Consider the following 16,813-nt stretch of genomic DNA (forward strand, 5'->3'; position numbering starts at 1 on the left):
GCTGGGAGAACCTGCTGGCTGCTGGAGGGATAGAGGCAGCAGCCCGGGCGAATGCCGGGCCGGCGACGGGCTACGCAAATGTAAGCGCGCGGCAGGCTCATGCAAGAGAAAAGCGGGTGGTCCCGCAGGCAGCCTTACCGGGCGAAGCCTTGACTCGCCGCGCCCAAATGTGAATTGAGGACCAAAACCAAGAACAGGCCGAAGGAAACGACCGGCGGCCGCTGGAAACAAGGGACGAGCGCCGATGACCGTAGCATTCACCTTTCCCGGCCAGGGCAGCCAAGCCGTCGGCATGGGCCGGGATCTGGCGGAGGCCTTTCCCGAGGCGCGGACCGTGTTCGAAGAAGTCGATGAGGCCCTCGGCGAGAAGCTCTCCGACGTCATGTGGAATGGCCCGGACGACAAGCTGACGCTGACGGCCAATGCCCAGCCGGCGCTGATGGCCGTGTCCATCGCCGCCATCCGGGTCCTGGAAGCGCGCGGCTTCGATCTCAAGACGAAGGTCGCCTATGTCGCCGGACATTCGCTCGGCGAATATTCCGCGCTCTGCGCCGCCGGCACCTTCTCGCTTGCCGATACCGCGCGGCTCCTGCGCATTCGCGGCAATGCCATGCAGGCGGCCGTTCCCGTCGGCAAGGGCGCCATGGCGGCGATCATCGGGCTGGAACATGCCGATGTCGTCGCGGTCTGCGAAGCGGCGGCAGGCGAGGGCGCCGTGCAGATCGCCAATGACAATGGCGGGGGCCAGATCGTCATCTCCGGCGAAAAGCCGGCCGTGGAAAAGGCAGCGAGCCTCGCCAGCGAAAAGGGCGCCAAGCGCGCGCTGCTGCTGCCCGTCTCCGCACCTTTCCATTCGTCGCTGATGGGTCCCGCCGCAGATGCCATGCGCGAGGCGCTCTCGACCGTCACTCGCAAGGACCCAGTGGTGCCCGTCATCGCCAACGTCAAGGCCGCGCCCGTCACCTCCGCCGACGAGATCGTCGATCTCCTGGTCGAGCAGGTCACCGGCCAGGTGCGCTGGCGCGAGACGGTCGAATGGTTCGGCGCAAACGGCGTCACGACGCTTTATGAAATCGGCGCCGGCAAGGTGCTGACCGGGCTTGCCCGCCGCATCGACAAATCCGTCACCGGCGTCGCCGTCAACACGCCCGCCGATATCGAGGCGCTGCTGGCTGCGCAGTAAAGGCGGTCGCGGCATTTGCTCAAAACACGTCCACAACACTGGAAGGGATGACCCCCATGCTGTTTGATCTCTCGGGCCGCAAGGCCCTCGTCACCGGCGCATCCGGCGGCATCGGCGAGGAAATCGCCCGCATCCTGCATGCGCAGGGCGCCATTGTCGGCCTGCACGGCACGCGCGTCGAAAAGCTGGAAGCGCTGGCTTCCGACCTCGGCGAGCGCGTCCACCTCCTTCCCGCCAATCTGTCCGATCGCGCCGAAGTCAAGGCGCTCGGCGAAAAGGCCGAGGCCGAGCTCGGCGGCGTCGATATTCTCGTCAACAATGCCGGCATCACCAAGGACGGTCTGTTCGTGCGCATGAGCGATGCGGACTGGGATGCCGTGCTGGAAGTCAACCTGACCGCCGTCTTCCGCCTGACGCGCGAGCTGACCCATCCGATGATGCGCCGCCGCTTCGGCCGCATCATCAACATCACCTCCGTCGTCGGCGTTACGGGCAATCCGGGCCAGGCGAACTATTGCGCCTCCAAGGCCGGCATGATCGGCTTTTCCAAGTCGCTCGCCCAGGAAATCGCGACCCGCAACGTCACCGTCAACTGCGTCGCCCCCGGCTTCATCGAGAGCGCCATGACCGGCAAGCTCAATGACAAGCAGAAGGAAGCGATCATGGGCGCGATCCCGGCACGGCGCATGGGAACGGGCCAGGAAGTGGCAGGCGCGGTCGCCTATCTCGCGTCCAACGAGGCCTCCTACGTCACCGGCCAGACGATCCACGTCAATGGCGGCATGGCGATGATCTGAGGGCTTCCCGGTTCGCCGGGAATCACCCGTCCTGTCATCATGAAGATGGCGCAAACGCTGTATCAGGCTGGACTGGAACAAATTGCAAAGCCTTGTCTTTCCATGTTGAGCAAGGCTTTGCGGGGCATTTTCGCCCTTTGCGGCGAAACTAAACCGTGTTAATCGGGCCATGACTGTGCGCAGTCGATCGGGATGAACCGCGCATCGGGATGGCATCGAGCCACTTGAGGCTTGCCGCGCCCGATTGGATGGCCCGGTCGAACGGATCGCCGGCTGGACTGCTTTGGTCTATCTGGCTCAACGCCCGATTTCGGGGATTGGAAATGTCGGTGCCCGCAAGGCATCGTCGTGTAACAAAGGTCGAGGAAACCGACATGAGCGACATCGCAGAACGCGTGAAGAAAATTGTTATCGATCATCTTGGCGTCGATGCCGAAAAGGTCACCGAAGGCGCAAGCTTCATCGACGACCTCGGTGCCGACTCGCTCGACACGGTCGAACTCGTCATGGCGTTCGAAGAAGAATTCGGCGTCGAGATCCCGGACGATGCCGCTGATTCGATCCTGACGGTCGGTGACGCCGTGAAGTTCATCGAAAAGGCCCAGGCCTGATCGACCTCGCAGCCGCGCCCTTGATGCGCCGGCAGCTCCAACCGGTTCCGCCGGTTCATCGGTAGATATCAAGTTCCGGCGCTCAGGAAACCGAACGCCGGAATTTTTTTAAGGAAAAGTCGGGCAGGCACCATCATCATGCCTTGTTCCCGGTCATGAGAGATCATAGCTCCAATGCTCATGGGTGCTTTCGGGTGCCGAGATCGGCAGTGGACGGGACGGCGGCGCGCCTCGCCATCCCGAAGAACAGCAGGGGTGGAACGGAAACGATGAGACGGGTCGTCATCACGGGTACCGGCATGGTATCGCCTTTGGGCTGTGGCACGGAAGTCACCTGGCAGCGCCTGCTGGCCGGGACCAACGGGGCCCGCCGCGTCACCGAATTCGAAGTCGAAGACCTGCCCGCCAAGATCGCCTGCCGCATTCCGGTCGGTGACGGCTCCGACGGCACCTACAATGTCGACCAGTGGATGGAGCCGAAGGAACAGCGCAAGGTCGATCCCTACATCGTCTACGCCGTCGCCGCCGCCGAAATGGCGCTTGCCGACGCCAACTGGCATCCCGAGACCTATGACGACCAGTGCGCCACCGGCGTTCTCATCGGTTCCGGCATCGGCGGCCTCGATGGCATTGTCGAGGGCGGCTATACCCTGCGCGACAAGGGCCCGCGACGCCTGTCGCCCTTCTTCATTCCCGGCCGCCTCATCAATCTTGCCTCCGGCCATGTCTCCATCCGCCACAAGCTGCGCGGGCCGAACCATTCGGTCGTCACGGCTTGCTCCACCGGCGCGCATGCGATCGGCGATGCGGCCCGCCTGATCGCGCTCGGCGATGCCGACGTCATGGTGGCCGGTGGCACCGAATCGCCCATCTGCCGCATCTCGCTTGCCGGCTTCGCCGCCTGCAAGGCGCTGTCGACGCAGCACAATGACAACCCTCAGATCGCCTCGCGCCCCTACGACCGCGATCGCGACGGCTTCGTCATGGGCGAGGGCGCCGGCATCGTCGTGCTGGAGGAGTTGGAGCATGCGCTGGCACGCGGCGCAAAGATCATCGCCGAAGTCGTCGGCTACGGTCTGTCGGGCGATGCGTTCCACATCACCGCTCCGTCTGAAGACGGTGACGGTGCCTATCGGTGCATGAAGATGGCGCTGAAGCGTGCCGGTCTTCAGCCCGCCTACATCGATTATATCAACGCCCACGGCACCTCGACCATGGCCGATACGATCGAGCTTGGGGCGGTCGAGCGTCTTGTCGGGGATGCCGCCGAGAAGATTTCCATGTCGTCCACCAAGTCGGCCATCGGTCACCTGCTTGGCGCAGCCGGCGCGGTCGAGGCGATCTTCTCGGCGCTCGCCATCCGCGACAACATCGTTCCGCCGACGCTGAACCTCGATACGCCCGATGTCGAGACGAAGATCGATCTTGTGCCGCACACGGCCCGCAAGCGCGAGGTGAATGTGGCGCTGTCCAACTCCTTCGGCTTCGGCGGCACCAATGCGTCGCTGGTGCTGAAGCGGTATGCCTAAGCATTAGACGATCGGCACAAAGCCGGTTATGATCGGTGTCGGGGAGAACCGCCGGCACCGATGAATTTTTGCCGCAATGCTCTGCTGAACCAGAGCGGCAGCGGTCTGCCGTGTCGATGTGTCGGCGGGTTGGACCGGACTGGGACTGAACGTTGCGCCGCCTTGCTGTCCACGAGACAGGGGCAGGCCAACGGGGCCGGCGAGCATTTCTAAGGTTCGTCTCTCTGGCCGTGTGGGAATGAGAACCTTGGGATCAGGACAAGCGTGAGCGATTTCAACGAGAAGGGCCAGCAGCCGGCCGCCCACCAGGAGGCCCAGAGCGCCGGCGTCATCATTCCGAAGTCGGCCAACGAGGCGCTTCGGCCGGAAAAAGTGCCGGAACCCAAGCGCCGGTCGCGCAAGGCCCGCTCGCAGGTCGTCATCTTCCTCAATTTCGTCATGAGCGTCATTGTCTTCGGTGCCCTGATCGGTGCCGGCGCCGTCTATTACGCCCTGCACACCTACGAGGCGCCGGGACCACTGGCCGCCAACAGCAACTTCATCGTCCGCAACGGCGCCGGCATGAGCGAGATCGCCAACGGCCTGGAACGCTCCGGAATCATCAGCGACAGCCGTGTCTTCCGCTTCGTCTCCGAGGCCTATCTGGACAGTGAGACGCTGAAGGCGGGCGAGTACGAGATCAAGGCGCGATCCTCGATGCAGGACGTGATGCAGCTTCTGAAATCCGGCAAGTCGATCCTTTATTCGGTGTCGCTGCCGGAGGGGCTGACCGTCAAGCAGATGTTCAAGCGCCTTGCCGATGACCCCATCCTCGAAGGCGATCTGCCAAAGGAACTGCCGGTCGAGGGTAGTCTTCGCCCCGACACCTACAAGTTCTCGCGCGGCACCAAGCGGGCCGAAATCGTCGAGCAGATGAAGAATGCCCAGACCGCGCTGGTCGAGCAGATCTGGGCGCGCCGCGACCGCGACCTGCCGGTTGAAACGCTGGAGGAGTTCGTCACGCTCGCCTCCATCGTGGAGAAGGAAACCGGCCGCGCCGACGAGCGCTCGCGCGTTGCCTCCGTCTTCATCAACCGGCTGGAAAAGGGCATGCGCATCCAGTCCGATCCGACGGTGATCTACGGCATCTTCGGTGGCGACGGAAAGCCGGCCGACCGTCCGATCTACAAATCCGACCTCGACAAGCAGACCCCCTACAACACCTACGTGATCAAGGGCCTGCCGCCGACGCCGATCGCCAATCCCGGCCGCGCCGCGCTGGAGGCCGTCGCCAACCCCTCGCGCACCGAAGAGCTCTACTTCGTCGCCGACGGCACCGGTGGCCACGTCTTCGCCACCTCGCTCGACGAGCACAACGCCAATGTCCGCCGCTGGCGCAAGATCGAGGCCGAACGCGCCGCCGAAGCCGCCAAGGCGGAAGCGGAGGGCGCCGCGCCCGCAACGACGGACGGGCAGAGCCAGTAAGGGCACTGCGCCAATTGAGGCAAGGGATTTGCGGTGCCACGCGCCGTGATGTGCGACGTCGCGAATGCGTGTTCACCGTTTGCCGTCGAGCAGCACGGCCTCCCACCTGCCGTCATCCTCGGCCACCGAGCCGAGGATCCAAGCCACGAGCACCGCGCGTCTCGCGGGGGTGCTTCTGTCCGCTTCGAGCATGACGGACGGGAAGGGAGCGTCAGCCATCTCCACCTTTCGCCAGAGACCGAGGCGGTTCCTGCCATAAGGCACACACGACACACCGACCCGAAACGATCCAATTGTGTGGATGAGCGGGGCTGCCGCTGCCGCTCGCCTGTCATGCCGGCAATTTCCCCTGTAGAGATGGTCAATCGCCGGCTGCGGCCGATCCCGCCGTCGGCCCCCGCGCATCCGGGAGAATGCCATGTCTGCTTCCATATCCACCGTTCAGTCCATGACCGGCTTCGCGCGCCGCGAGGGCACAAGCGGGCGGACGCGCTGGGTGTGGGAACTGCGCTCCGTCAACGGCAAGGGGCTCGACCTGCGCCTGCGTTTGCCGCCGGGGCTCGATCATCTGGAACCGGAGATCCGCCGTCTGGGCGCCGAAGCGCTGACACGCGGCAACCTGCAGATCGGCCTGTCGCTCGCCTCGGGCGAGGCCGCCGTCGAGGCCGTCGTCAACGAGGAGGCGCTGGCCGCCGTTCTCGCGCTGAAGGAGCGGCTTGGTGACCGCATCGATCCCGCGCCGCTGCGCTTCGATACATTGCTCACCTTGCGCGGCATCGTCGATCTTCGCGAACCGCCGGAAACCGAGGCCGACCGCACGTCTCGCGATGCCGATATCCTCAAAGGCCTTGCCGCGGCGCTGTCTGATCTTGTCGCCATGCGCGAGCGGGAAGGGGCGGCGCTCGTGACCGTCCTGCTCGGCCAGATCGCCCGTGTCGAAACGCTCGCCCGCCAGATCGAGGCCGACCCGTCCCGGTCGCCGGCGGCGATCGCCGAGCGCCTTGCGGGCCAGCTTGCCGCGATCACGGCAACGGGCGTCACCATCGACGCCGAGCGGCTGCACCAGGAAGTCGCCCTCATCGCCACCAAGGCGGACCTGCGCGAGGAGATCGACCGGCTGATGTCGCATGTCGCGGCTGCACGCGGCCTTCTGGCGGCCGGCGGTCCTGTGGGGCGCAAGCTGGATTTCCTGGCACAGGAATTTAACCGGGAATCGAATACCATCTGTTCGAAGTCCAATGCCGCCGCCGTCACGACCGCCGGCATCGAATTGAAGGTCGTCATCGACCAGTTCCGCGAACAGGTTCAGAATCTGGAGTAGACCATGAACGCCGCCACCGCCACGACCCTGGCCAAGACCATCCCGATCGCCCGCCGCGGCCTCATGCTGGTCATCTCCTCGCCGTCGGGCGCCGGCAAGTCCACCATTGCCCGCACGCTTCTGGAGACGGACAAGGGCATCGGCCTTTCCGTCAGCGTCACCACGCGCCCGCGCCGTCCGAGCGAGATCGAGGGCGTGCACTACGATTTCGTCTCCAAGACCCAGTTCGAACGCCTGCGCGACAGCGATGCGCTGCTGGAATGGGCCGAGGTGCACGGCAATTTCTACGGCACCCCGCGCGAACCCGTCGAGATTGCCATGTCCGAGGGACGCGACATGCTCTTTGATATCGATTGGCAGGGCGCCCAGCAACTCCAGGACAAGATGGCCGCCGACGTCGTCTCCATCTTCGTCCTGCCGCCCACCATGACCGAACTGCAATCGCGCCTGCACCGGCGCGCCGAGGATACGGACGAGGTCATCCGCACCCGCCTTGCCAATTCCCGCTCGGAAATCGCCCACTGGGGCGAATACGACTACGTCATCATCAACGACGACCTCACAGCCGCCTTCGACGCCATCCAGTCCATCGTCAAGGCCGAGCGCCTGCGCCGCGACCGCCGCCACGGCATGTTCGATTTCGTCCGCAAGCTGCTGGATGAGGAGCCGGTGTTGAGGTGAGGGCAGATCATTACGGCTCCCCCTTTTGATTAGGCGTGCATTTTTGCGCCCTTCGTGATCTTGTCGATGATCTTTCGCTCCGCATGCAGGGCGATCCCGACCAGGCGGGCCGTCTGTGGAGTGAAGCGCGCAAAGACCGCGCGATTGGCGTCGTCATGCCCGGTTTCGAACATCTCCTCAATATAGCTCGAGGTTATGACGCCGCGCGTCTCCGCGCGTGTCTGGATCGTGCGCAAGAGGTCCAATTCCGCTGCAAGCACGACGACGGGTTGTCGACTCATTGCGTTGTAGACACCTCCGGCGGCGTCGCGATAGGCTTGCCCGATCATCTCGGGCGATTGCGCCACGAGACCGCTCATCAAGAATGCGGTTACGTTGAGCTTTTGCCAGACCGCCAGATCGTATCGAACTACGATTGCAACCTTGGTATCGAACATGCTTGGAAACTCCGCTCAGGGGATCGAAAGAGGCGACCTTTTAGCGCTCCCCTGCGAGGCCGGTCTTGAACGATCGTGCAACGCACCGTTAGTCGACGGGATGACCGTGTCGCGGGCGGATTGTGGCGTGGAGCGCATCGAAGCACGCTTCCACGGAGAAGGGTTTTCACCGCATCGACATGATACCTACGCGCTTGGTGTGACCCTTTACGGCGTTCAGACCTTCTCCTATCGCGGCGAAGACCATTTCAGTCGTCCCGGAAACGTGATCGTCCTTCATCCGGATGAATTGCATGATGGCGCGGCGGGCACGGAGGACGGGCTTGTCTATCGCATGATCTACCTGCCGCCGGAGCTGGTCGGCGCCGCGAGTGATTATCGCCAGGCTTTGCCATTCGTGGCTAAACCGGTGATTGATGATCGCGAAATCCTGAACGCACTTGCCGATATGTTGGCTGATCTTGGCCGCGAGCCCGACGATCTCTTGCTCGCCGATGTTCTGGCCCGGATCTCTGACGGCCTTGATCGGCATGCAAAATGCACCAGAGCGACTTTAAGTCCGGTGGCCCGGGCGGCGGTTTTGTCCGCGAGGGACCTGCTTACGGATTGCTGCGAAGAAAGCGTCCGCTCGGATGTGCTGGAGAAGGTGACCGGCCTCACGCGCTTCGAGTTGGCAAGGCAGTTCCGTCGCGTGATGGGCACAAGCCCGCATCGCTACCTGATGATGCGTCGGCTGGACAAGGCAAAGGCCCTGCTGGCCAAGGGCGACTGTCTCGCCGGCATCGCTCATCACCTCGGCTTTGCAGATCAGGCGCATTTCACGCGACACTTCCGCAAGACCTTCGGTATGACGCCCGGCCGGTGGGTTACATTGAACGCAGCCCGCTAGCGGATTGCCGCCCTCACAAACACCCCGCCAGCCGGCAAAACTCCTCCACCGACAGCGTCTCCGCCCGCCGCTGCGGATCGATCTCCGCACGCGCCAGAAGCGCTTCGCCGCCGATGGACTTCACGCTCTGGCGCAGCATCTTGCGGCGCTGGCCAAAGGCGGCGGCGGTGACTTTTTCGAGTTTGGCGGGGTCGCAGGGGATGGGGTTGGCGATCGGTGTCAGGTGGACGACGGTCGAGGTCACTTTCGGTGGCGGCGTGAAGGCCTGCGGGGGCACGTCGAAGGCCATGCGCGCATCCGTGCGCCAGCCGGCGAGCACGCCGAGGCGGCCGTAATGGTCGTCGTCGGGGCCGGCGACGATCCTAAGGCCCACCTCGCGCTGGAACATCAGCGTCATCGAGGCGTAGAAGGGCGGCCAGGCGGACGGCAGCAGCCAGTTGACGAGAAGCTGCGTGCCGACATTGTAGGGAAGGTTCGCGATGATGTGCACCGGCCCGTCGGCGTCCTTCGCCAGCGCTTCGAAATCCGTCTTCAGCGCATCGCCTTCAATCGCGGTCAGCCGGCTCGGATAGTGGTCGGAGATCTCGGCAAGAGCCGGCAGGGCGCGCGGGTCGCGTTCGATCGCGATGACGCGTTTGGCACCCAGCGCCAGGATCGCCCGCGTCAGGCCGCCGGGGCCGGGGCCGACCTCGATAACGGTCGCGCCATCCAGCGGGCCGGCCGTGCGCGCGATCTTCTGGGTGAGGTTGAGATCGAGCAGAAAGTTCTGGCCTAGCGCCTTCTTGGCGTCGAGCCCATGGCGCTGGATCACATCGCGCAGCGGCGGCAGTCCGTCGAGCGCGGCCATCAGCGGGTTTCTCCGGCGGAGGCGGTGGCCAGCCGTTCCGCAAGCTGCAGCGCGGCCAGCAGGCTGTCGGCCCGCGCAAGGCCCTTGCCTGCGATCGGAAAGGCGGTGCCGTGGTCGGGCGAGGTGCGGATGAAGGGCAGGCCGAGCGTCGCGTTCACGCTGTCGTCGAAGCCGAGCGCCTTGGCGGGGATCAGCGCCTGATCGTGATACATGCAGATGGCGACATCGTAGGTCGCGCGCGCCCGGTCGTGGAACATCGTGTCGGCCGGAAGCGGGCCGACGGCATCGATGCCTTCGGCCTTCAACCGCTCCACCACAGGCCGGATGATCGCATCGTCCTCAAGCCCCAGCGCCCCGCCTTCGCCCGCATGCGGGTTGAGGCCGGCGAGAGCCAGGCGCGGCGAGGGGATGGCGAAGCGCTCACGCAGGTCGCGGGCGGTGATTGTGCAGGTCTCGTAGACGAGGTCCGGCGTCAGCGCCGCTGGCACGTCCTTCAGCGGAATATGGATCGTCACGGGCACGGCGTTCAGTTTCGGGCCGGAAAGCAGCATGACGGGGTGATAGGGACCCCTACCGTCGCGGGCGGCGATATCGGCGAGGAATTCCGTATGCCCCGGAAAGGCAAAGCCCGCATCGTAGAGGACGGATTTGGCGATGGGGCAGGTGACCACGGCGCTGGTCCGCCCGGCGCGTGTCAGCGAAACGGCGGCCTCGATGGCTTCGATGACGGCGCCGGCATTGGCGCTGTCCGGCGCGCCTGCGACGACCGGTGAGATGCAAGTCACGGGCAGGACCGGCAAGGCCTCATCGAAGATAGAGACAGCCTGCTCCGGCTCGCAGCCGCGCACCGGAACGCAAAGGCCGAGTGCTTCAGCCCGGGCCAGCAGCACATCGGGATCGCCGATGAAAAAGAAAGGGGGCGTTTGCCACTCCTTGCGAGCCGCGTAGCAGGCGAGAGCCACATCAGGGCCGATACCGGCGGGATCGCCCATGGAGAGCGCGAGCGCCCGTGTCGCCGGTTCGGCCATGGAGATGTTCCTTAGCGCGTCACGATCTGGGCGCGCTTGCGCAGCTCGTCGAGATAGCGCTTGCTGTTGGCGTCCTCGGCGCCGCCATCCTTCTTCTTGCCGAGGTCCTCGGCGCGGAAGACGATCTCGGCGGCGACGTCGTCGTTCACCTGCCGCTTCTTGCAGATCGCCAGATATTCGACGCCGCGCTCGGTGACGCGCGTATCCGTGGTGATGCCGTCGCCAGCCTTCAGCACCAGTGGCTTCCAGTCATCCGGCAGTTCCTGTTCGAGCACGCGGCCGAGGCTGCGGATCGAAACGTCATGCATTGTGGCGGCAAAGACCTTGGCCTGCTCGCAGCCCGGGAAATTCGCCCGCGACGCCTTGGCTTCCGCCTGCCGCTTGCCGAGAATCTGGCCACGGCGCTTCTCCGGCACGACGAAGATCACCTGCTGCAGGAAATACTCCGTCGTCACCGGCTTCTTGCCGCCATTTTCCTGCATGCGCTTGACGAGATCGGCGCCGGACATGCGGTTGCTGCCGAGATTGTAGCGCAGGTTCACGACGCGCGGCCAGCTCATCTGCACGGCGATATAGGCCTTGAAATGGGCGGTCGTCACGCCGGCCTTGTCGAGGATGGTGTTGAGCTGCGCCGCGCTCAGCTTGTTGCTCTGGGCAAAGCGCAGGAAGGCGGCATCGACATCCTGCGTGCTGACGGACATGCCGACGCGGGCAACCTCGGCGCGCTTCAGCGTTTCCTCGATCAGTTGCTCGCGGGCCGTGGCCTGCAGGTTGCCGCCCTGGCGCTGCAGCTTGAGGAAGGCCACGCGCTTGGCAATGTCGCCGGAGGTGATCGCGGTATCGTTGACGGTGACGCGGATCGCGCCGCCGCCGCCGGCCGCCAGGACCACGCTCGATGTCGACGCGGCCATCGCGGCTCCCATGAGACCTGCCAGCACGGCGGCGCGGATCATCCGGTTCATGCGCTTCACTCCACCCTTTGAATTGTGTCCGGCCACTGCTCCGGCCGCCCTAGCCCGTTGGCATGCATAAACCATGCGGCCAAACGATGACAAGTGCGGCCGCAAACGCCCGCACCGCCCGGCAATGCTGTCAGCACCGGCCGCCAAGCGCGCCGTCAGTTGTTCAACTCGTTGAACTTGGCATCGCCGACATTGACGTCGCCCAGCGTACGGAAGCTGATGCGCGCACCGATCGACCAGTCGTTGGCCACCGTCGCGTTCTTGTCGCGCTCGCGCTTGTAGACGATCGAGAACAGCGTGTCCTGGTCGTCATAGGTGATGCCGATGCCGTTGCGCGAAATGACCTCGTTGTTGATGTCATAGGTCAACGAGCCGAACACCGACCAGTAATCGGCAAAGCGGTAGGCCGCGGCGGTCTGCACTTCGTCCCGGTCGCCGATCTCGCCGTAGCGGGGCTGCGCGGCAATGCTGGTATAGGTGATCAGCGACTGCCAGTAGATGCCTTCGTAGCCGAGCGTGGCATCGGCGCGGCGAAGGTCTAGCGTCTTCTCATCGAGGCGCGCGCTGAGGCTCGCCGTCACGCCTGTCGGCGCGTCGATGCCGATCATGCCGACAAAGTCCGACGTGTCCGTCTCGAGCCCGGAATCGGAACCGACCTTGACCAGATCGTCCGTTGCGAACGAATTCACGCCACCCAGATGATAGGACTGGCCGAAGATGGAGCGCAGCGAGTAGCCATTGTCGAAATTGCCGGTGTAGCGGAAGCCGACATTGGCGCGCGAGCCGCCCTCGATCCGGTCGAAACCGGAGAACTTGTCACGCTCGAAGAGGTTGGTCGCGTCGAAGACGAAGCTCTGTGCATCCTCGTTCGGCAGGCGACCGGCAAAATCCTCGTTGGGGCGCGCATAGACCTGCACCATCGGCTCCAGCACATGGCTGCTGTGCGCGGTCGCCATCAGGATCGGGTAGCGTGCTTCCAGTCCCGCCGTCAGCATGGAGCGCGCCACGGCATCCTCGGTGGCATAGTTGCCGCCATAGCCGGGGCCGGGATTGTCCATGTTGAGGCCAATCAGATCGCCGCGCGCTGCAAGCAGCGGGGTGAGCGAAAGGCCGCCCGGCACGATGAAGGTGCGCCGCCATTCGGCTTCGCTCGTCAGGCGATGCGCGGAGCCTTCCAGTCCCGGAAAACGCTCGACACCCAGAACGGTGAAGCTGTCCTTGCCGCTGCGATGCACGTTCGTCAGGTTGACATCGACGTTCAGCTCACCGCCCGCCACCGGCTTCGGCGCGGTGTAGGAATAGTCGAGAACCTGCGCGATCGCCTGCTTCTTTTCCTTGGTGCTGCCGAGGTCGGCATCCTGGATGTCGAAGTAGAAAGCCCGCATGTCGAAATAGTTGCGGCTGCCGAGGCCCGTCAGATAGGCCTGATTCGTGTAGGTCGTGCCGTCAAACGTCGAAAGCTCGTACGTCTTGGCGAAGTTGTTGTCGCTCTGGACCAGGACATCCCAGCCGAATGTCCAGCGCGGATTGATTTCGAAACGGCCCTTCGAGGCCACCATGCCGCGGTTCAGTTCTACCGCATCGGTGGTGTTCGGCGTGAAGACCGAGCGGTCCATCTGGTGGATGCCGGCAAAGGACAGCGTATGCTGGCCATTATGGAAACGCTGGCGGAACTCGCCTTCCAGCAGGAACCCCTGCTTGGTCAGTCCCGTCGCGGTCAGTGTCGCGTCCATATCGGGACGGATCGCCCAGTAATAGGGAATGGACAGCTGGGCGCCGAGCTTCTGCGTATATTTGAGGCGTGGAAACAGGAAGCCGCTCTTGCGCTTCACCGTATGGTCGGGAAGCTCAAGCACCGGCAGATAGACGATCGGCTGGCCGAAGAGCTCGAAACGGGCATTTTCCAGCCGCACCGTCCGGGTGCGCCCGTTCTGCACGATGCGCTGCGCCTTGATCTGCCACAGCGAGCGATGATCGGGCTTGGTCGCGCAGGGCGTACAGGCGGTATAGACGGCCTTGTTGAGAACGAACTCTTCGCCGTTGATGCGCTCGCCGCTGGCGGCTGCAAGCTTCGTAAGGTCGGTCGTTTCGATGCGCAGCTGCTCGATGAAGCCGTTGCCGAAATCATCCGTCAGATCCATGCGGTCGCCGTAGACACGGTTGCCGCCGGGCTCGATCAGTTCGATCTTGCCGGTCGCGATGACACGGCCGCCCGTCTGGTCGTACTCGACCTGCTCGGCCACCATCTGGTAGCCGCCATAATTGATCTGCACGTTGCCACGGACGATCACGCGACCGGAATCATTGTTGTAAACAAGCTCGTTCGCCGAGAGCAGCATCTTCGCGTCGGGCGCGATGTTGGGCTGCAACTGGTCGATCGTCGTGGATTGAGCCTGAACGGTGAGGGGCGTTCCCGCCAAAAGACTGAACGCGGCAACGCCTGCAAGCAGGGCCACCTTCGTCCGCCTGATCGGGTCGCGGTCACGTGCCGCCACTAGCCATCCTCCTGATGCAATAGAATCGTCGAGCCCAGCGCCATCGCTACAACAACCGGCAACCAGGCTGCAACGAACGGAGGCACTACACCGCTGCTCCCGAATGCTTTGACAAGCACGGTCACGACATAAAGCACGAAGCCTGCGAGGATTCCACCGAGAATTACCGACCGGCTCTGGTGGAACCGGCTGAACTTCAGCGAAACGCTGGCGGCAATGAGCGTCATGGCCACGAGAAGCGGGGGAAGCGAGAGCATGGAGTGAAATTGCGTCTCCATCGCCGCTGTGGAAAACCCGAAGGAACGGGCCACTTCGATCTTCCGGGGAAGGTCAAAGAAATCAATGGTGTCGGCTTTGGCCAGCGTTTCGCGCACAAATTCGGGCTTCAGCGCCGTCGGAATTTTCAGTGTCTCGAATCGACGCGGCAGTTCGCCGTTGCGCGTCTCGGTGACGGTGTTAAGCAGCCAGTAACCATCTTCCAGCTTTGCCGAGCGGGCATCCTGCCGGACGGTGATGCTGCCCTGTGGATCAAAATGGATCACAGTCACGTCGAGCAGCGTCGCGCCCTCGTCCTGAACTGAGCCAGCCCCGATGATCGCATCGTCCCCATCATGGATCTGGCGAAGCCACGGAATGGACAGAGCCGCCGACGAGCGGTTGCCGCCGCCCCACTCCGCCTGCAGCGCCTCGGCCTTCTTGGCGCCCCAGGCCGCGATCGGATTGATGGCGGCGACGGCCAGGATGCCGAAGACCAGCGAACCCGCCACGAAGGGGCGCAGGAACTGCCAGGCGGAAATGCCCGCCGCCCGGGTCACGACGAGTTCGTAGCGACGGTTGAGCGCGATCAGCGTCGTCATGGCCGAAAACAGCGCGACGAAGGGCACGGTCTGCTGCAGGATCATGGGAATGCGCAGCGCCGTCATCAGCAGCGCGCCCCCCACATTGTAATTCGGCAGGTTCGACATGCGGCTCGTCGTTTCGCTGAAATCGATGATGAAGATCAGCGAGAAGATGCCGACGAGGAAATAGATGGTGGTCAGCGCATAACGCTTGAAGAAGTAGCGAGAGAGCGTTCCGCCGATCATGACGGCCTCCCTGTCTCGTCATCGGCCGTGCTGATCACTTTCAGGCGGATCAGCTGGTCGTTGAGCTGGTCTGAGTAGCGCGCCGGAATCCGCAGTTTCTTGTTGCTGATCAGCTGGCGGATGCACAGCGCTATCGTCAGAAGCGGCACGGCATAAAGGATCGGGATGAAGATCGCCGAATCCTCCGCGCTATTGGCGGCATAGAAGGTCATCCAGCGGAAGACGAAGGCGATGATCATCACCTGCAGCGTCGGATGCATGCGCGCTTCGCGATGCGAGCGGGCATCGGAAGACACCACCAGCGCCATCAGCGCGAAGACCAGCGGGAAGGTCCACTCCACGAAACGCCGATGGATCTCGGAGGAGAAGGACAGCGGATTGCGCTGGTAGAACTCGTCGTTCGGATCGGGGTTGAAGAGATAGGACAGCTCCCGGTCGCCAGGCTTCAGCGACGCGCCCGCGGCCTTCTTGGTCATTTCGGCGAGATCGAAGGCGTAGCTGTCGAACTTGATGATCGAAACGCCGCCGTCGGGCTGCTTGCGATGCACCTCGCCATCCTTCATGACGAGCGCGGAACTTGCCTCGTCCACCGCGCCTTCACGGGCGTAATAGACGAGTTCGCTTTCGGGATTGCGGGAATCGGCAACGAAAATGCCGGTCAGCACGCCATTGCCGCGTCGTCCGCCCACCTGCACGTAAAGTCCGTCGGCAATGCGCCGGAACGAGTTCTCCTGCACGACGGAAGACAGAAGATCGGCGTTGGCCGAGGCAATCATCTGCCGGACCGCCTGGCGCACTTTCGGCTCCACGACATTGTCGACCGTGAACGAAAACACGCTGAGCGCCGCTGCCAGCAGCAGGATCGGCCGCAGGATGATGGACCGCGAGCCCCCGGCCGCCTCGATCACCGTCAGCTCCGAATCGGTGTTCATCGTGCCGAGCGTCTGCGTGATGCCGATGGCAAGCGCGAAGGGCAGCACGAGCGGGATCACGGTCGGCAGGATCAGCGTCGCCAGTTGCAGGAAGGCGCCGATCGACTGTCCCGTATCCGTGACGAGATTGATGCGTTGCAGGGCCTGCGTCGTCCAGATGATGCCGAGAACGGGCAGCAGCGCCGCCAGGAACATCTGGAACACGCGGCGCAGGATGTAGCGTTCGAGTATCGTCATGTGATCCCGGGGGATACCCCTTCATGGAGCTTTGCGGCAACCGGTCAGTTTGCCGCCCGTTCGTGTGGGCCCTCAATGTGATACCCCATTGGCACAAGCTCTAGCCAAAGGCTTGGCCGCGGGCAATGCGCCGGGGCAGGGCGGCGCTACAATTTCTCCTTTGGTGGCTTTTTGGTGACGAACCGGCCCGGACGCTGCCATGCCCTTTGCCTTCGCTTCGATGTTTTCCTGTAGATGGAGGTCTCTACGCTTGACGAGACGAGGCTTTTTCTTTGCCTTTGCCGCCCGGCGCCTTAACAGTGGCGTGACAGGCGT

At 63.8% G+C, this 16,813-nt stretch carries 15 protein-coding genes; 8 read left to right on the forward strand and 7 right to left on the reverse strand.

Annotation, left to right across the window (positions count from 1 at the left end; all coding sequences use genetic code 11):
• Positions 1 to 244 precede the first annotated feature (244 nt).
• From fabD to gmk, 7 genes are all read left to right on the forward strand, one after another.
• Positions 245 to 1,183, forward strand: coding sequence for an ACP S-malonyltransferase (gene fabD, locus F3H41_RS00355; protein ID WP_149736616.1), 939 nt, complete (start codon positions 245 to 247; stop codon positions 1,181 to 1,183).
• Positions 1,184 to 1,242: 59 nt separating this feature from the next.
• Positions 1,243 to 1,980 carry a 3-oxoacyl-[acyl-carrier-protein] reductase gene (fabG, locus tag F3H41_RS00360; RefSeq protein ID WP_149738145.1) on the forward strand — a complete coding sequence of 246 codons (738 nt, stop codon included), beginning with the start codon at positions 1,243 to 1,245 and terminating at the stop codon, positions 1,978 to 1,980.
• 374 nt (positions 1,981 to 2,354) lie between these two features.
• Complete coding sequence (locus tag F3H41_RS00365; protein ID WP_062468856.1) at positions 2,355 to 2,591, forward strand: acyl carrier protein; 237 nt, start codon at positions 2,355 to 2,357, stop codon at positions 2,589 to 2,591.
• 269 nt (positions 2,592 to 2,860) lie between these two features.
• The gene (fabF, locus tag F3H41_RS00370; RefSeq protein ID WP_149736617.1) at positions 2,861 to 4,120 is read left to right on the forward strand and encodes a beta-ketoacyl-ACP synthase II; all 1,260 of its coding nucleotides are present in this window, start codon (positions 2,861 to 2,863) and stop codon (positions 4,118 to 4,120) included.
• A 264-nt stretch (positions 4,121 to 4,384) separates the two neighbouring features.
• Positions 4,385 to 5,584, forward strand: coding sequence for an endolytic transglycosylase MltG (gene mltG, locus F3H41_RS00375; RefSeq protein ID WP_149736618.1), 1,200 nt, complete (start codon positions 4,385 to 4,387; stop codon positions 5,582 to 5,584).
• Positions 5,585 to 6,002: 418 nt separating this feature from the next.
• On the forward strand, positions 6,003 to 6,905 hold the full coding sequence (locus F3H41_RS00380) for a YicC/YloC family endoribonuclease (protein WP_149736619.1): 903 nt from the start codon (positions 6,003 to 6,005) through the stop codon (positions 6,903 to 6,905).
• 3 nt (positions 6,906 to 6,908) lie between these two features.
• A complete protein-coding gene (gene gmk, locus F3H41_RS00385) occupies positions 6,909 to 7,586 on the forward strand; it encodes a guanylate kinase (RefSeq protein ID WP_149736620.1) in 678 nt (225 codons plus the stop codon).
• Between the two features lie 29 nt (positions 7,587 to 7,615).
• On the opposite strand, the gene F3H41_RS00390 is transcribed toward gmk, so the two are convergent.
• Positions 7,616 to 8,023, reverse strand: a complete 408-nt coding sequence (locus F3H41_RS00390) for a DUF2000 family protein (protein ID WP_149736621.1) — start codon at positions 8,021 to 8,023, stop codon at positions 7,616 to 7,618.
• Between the two features lie 127 nt (positions 8,024 to 8,150).
• Here F3H41_RS00390 and F3H41_RS00395 point away from each other — a divergent pair, with 127 nt between their 5' ends.
• Positions 8,151 to 8,912 (forward strand): AraC family transcriptional regulator, encoded by a 762-nt coding sequence (locus F3H41_RS00395; RefSeq protein WP_244616033.1) that lies wholly within the window; start codon positions 8,151 to 8,153, stop codon positions 8,910 to 8,912.
• Between the two features lie 13 nt (positions 8,913 to 8,925).
• Here the strand turns inward: F3H41_RS00395 and rsmA are convergent, their stop codons facing one another.
• The 6 genes from rsmA to lptF all read right to left on the reverse strand — a co-directional run bounded on the left by rsmA (position 8,926) and on the right by lptF (position 16,498).
• Complete coding sequence (gene rsmA / locus F3H41_RS00400; RefSeq protein ID WP_149736622.1) at positions 8,926 to 9,759, reverse strand: 16S rRNA (adenine(1518)-N(6)/adenine(1519)-N(6))-dimethyltransferase RsmA; 834 nt, start codon at positions 9,757 to 9,759, stop codon at positions 8,926 to 8,928.
• Positions 9,759 to 10,787, reverse strand: a complete 1,029-nt coding sequence (gene pdxA, locus F3H41_RS00405) for a 4-hydroxythreonine-4-phosphate dehydrogenase PdxA (RefSeq protein ID WP_149736623.1) — start codon at positions 10,785 to 10,787, stop codon at positions 9,759 to 9,761. The genes rsmA and pdxA overlap by 1 nt, the downstream gene beginning before the upstream one ends.
• Before the next feature lie 11 nt (positions 10,788 to 10,798).
• Positions 10,799 to 11,749, reverse strand: coding sequence for a SurA N-terminal domain-containing protein (locus F3H41_RS00410; protein WP_149736624.1), 951 nt, complete (start codon positions 11,747 to 11,749; stop codon positions 10,799 to 10,801).
• Between the two features lie 155 nt (positions 11,750 to 11,904).
• On the reverse strand, positions 11,905 to 14,244 hold the full coding sequence (locus F3H41_RS00415) for an LPS-assembly protein LptD (RefSeq protein WP_149736625.1): 2,340 nt from the start codon (positions 14,242 to 14,244) through the stop codon (positions 11,905 to 11,907).
• Positions 14,244 to 15,329, reverse strand: a complete 1,086-nt coding sequence (lptG, locus tag F3H41_RS00420; RefSeq protein WP_149736626.1) for an LPS export ABC transporter permease LptG — start codon at positions 15,327 to 15,329, stop codon at positions 14,244 to 14,246. The genes F3H41_RS00415 and lptG overlap by 1 nt, the downstream gene beginning before the upstream one ends.
• Positions 15,326 to 16,498 carry an LPS export ABC transporter permease LptF gene (gene lptF / locus F3H41_RS00425; protein ID WP_149736627.1) on the reverse strand — a complete coding sequence of 391 codons (1,173 nt, stop codon included), beginning with the start codon at positions 16,496 to 16,498 and terminating at the stop codon, positions 15,326 to 15,328. Before lptF ends, lptG begins: the two co-directional genes overlap by 4 nt.
• Positions 16,499 to 16,813: the final 315 nt, after the last annotated feature.

Origin of the sequence: Rhizobium sp. RU20A (assembly GCF_900155885.1) — a bacterium.
In the GTDB taxonomy this organism is placed as follows: Bacteria; Pseudomonadota; Alphaproteobacteria; order Rhizobiales; family Rhizobiaceae; genus RU20A.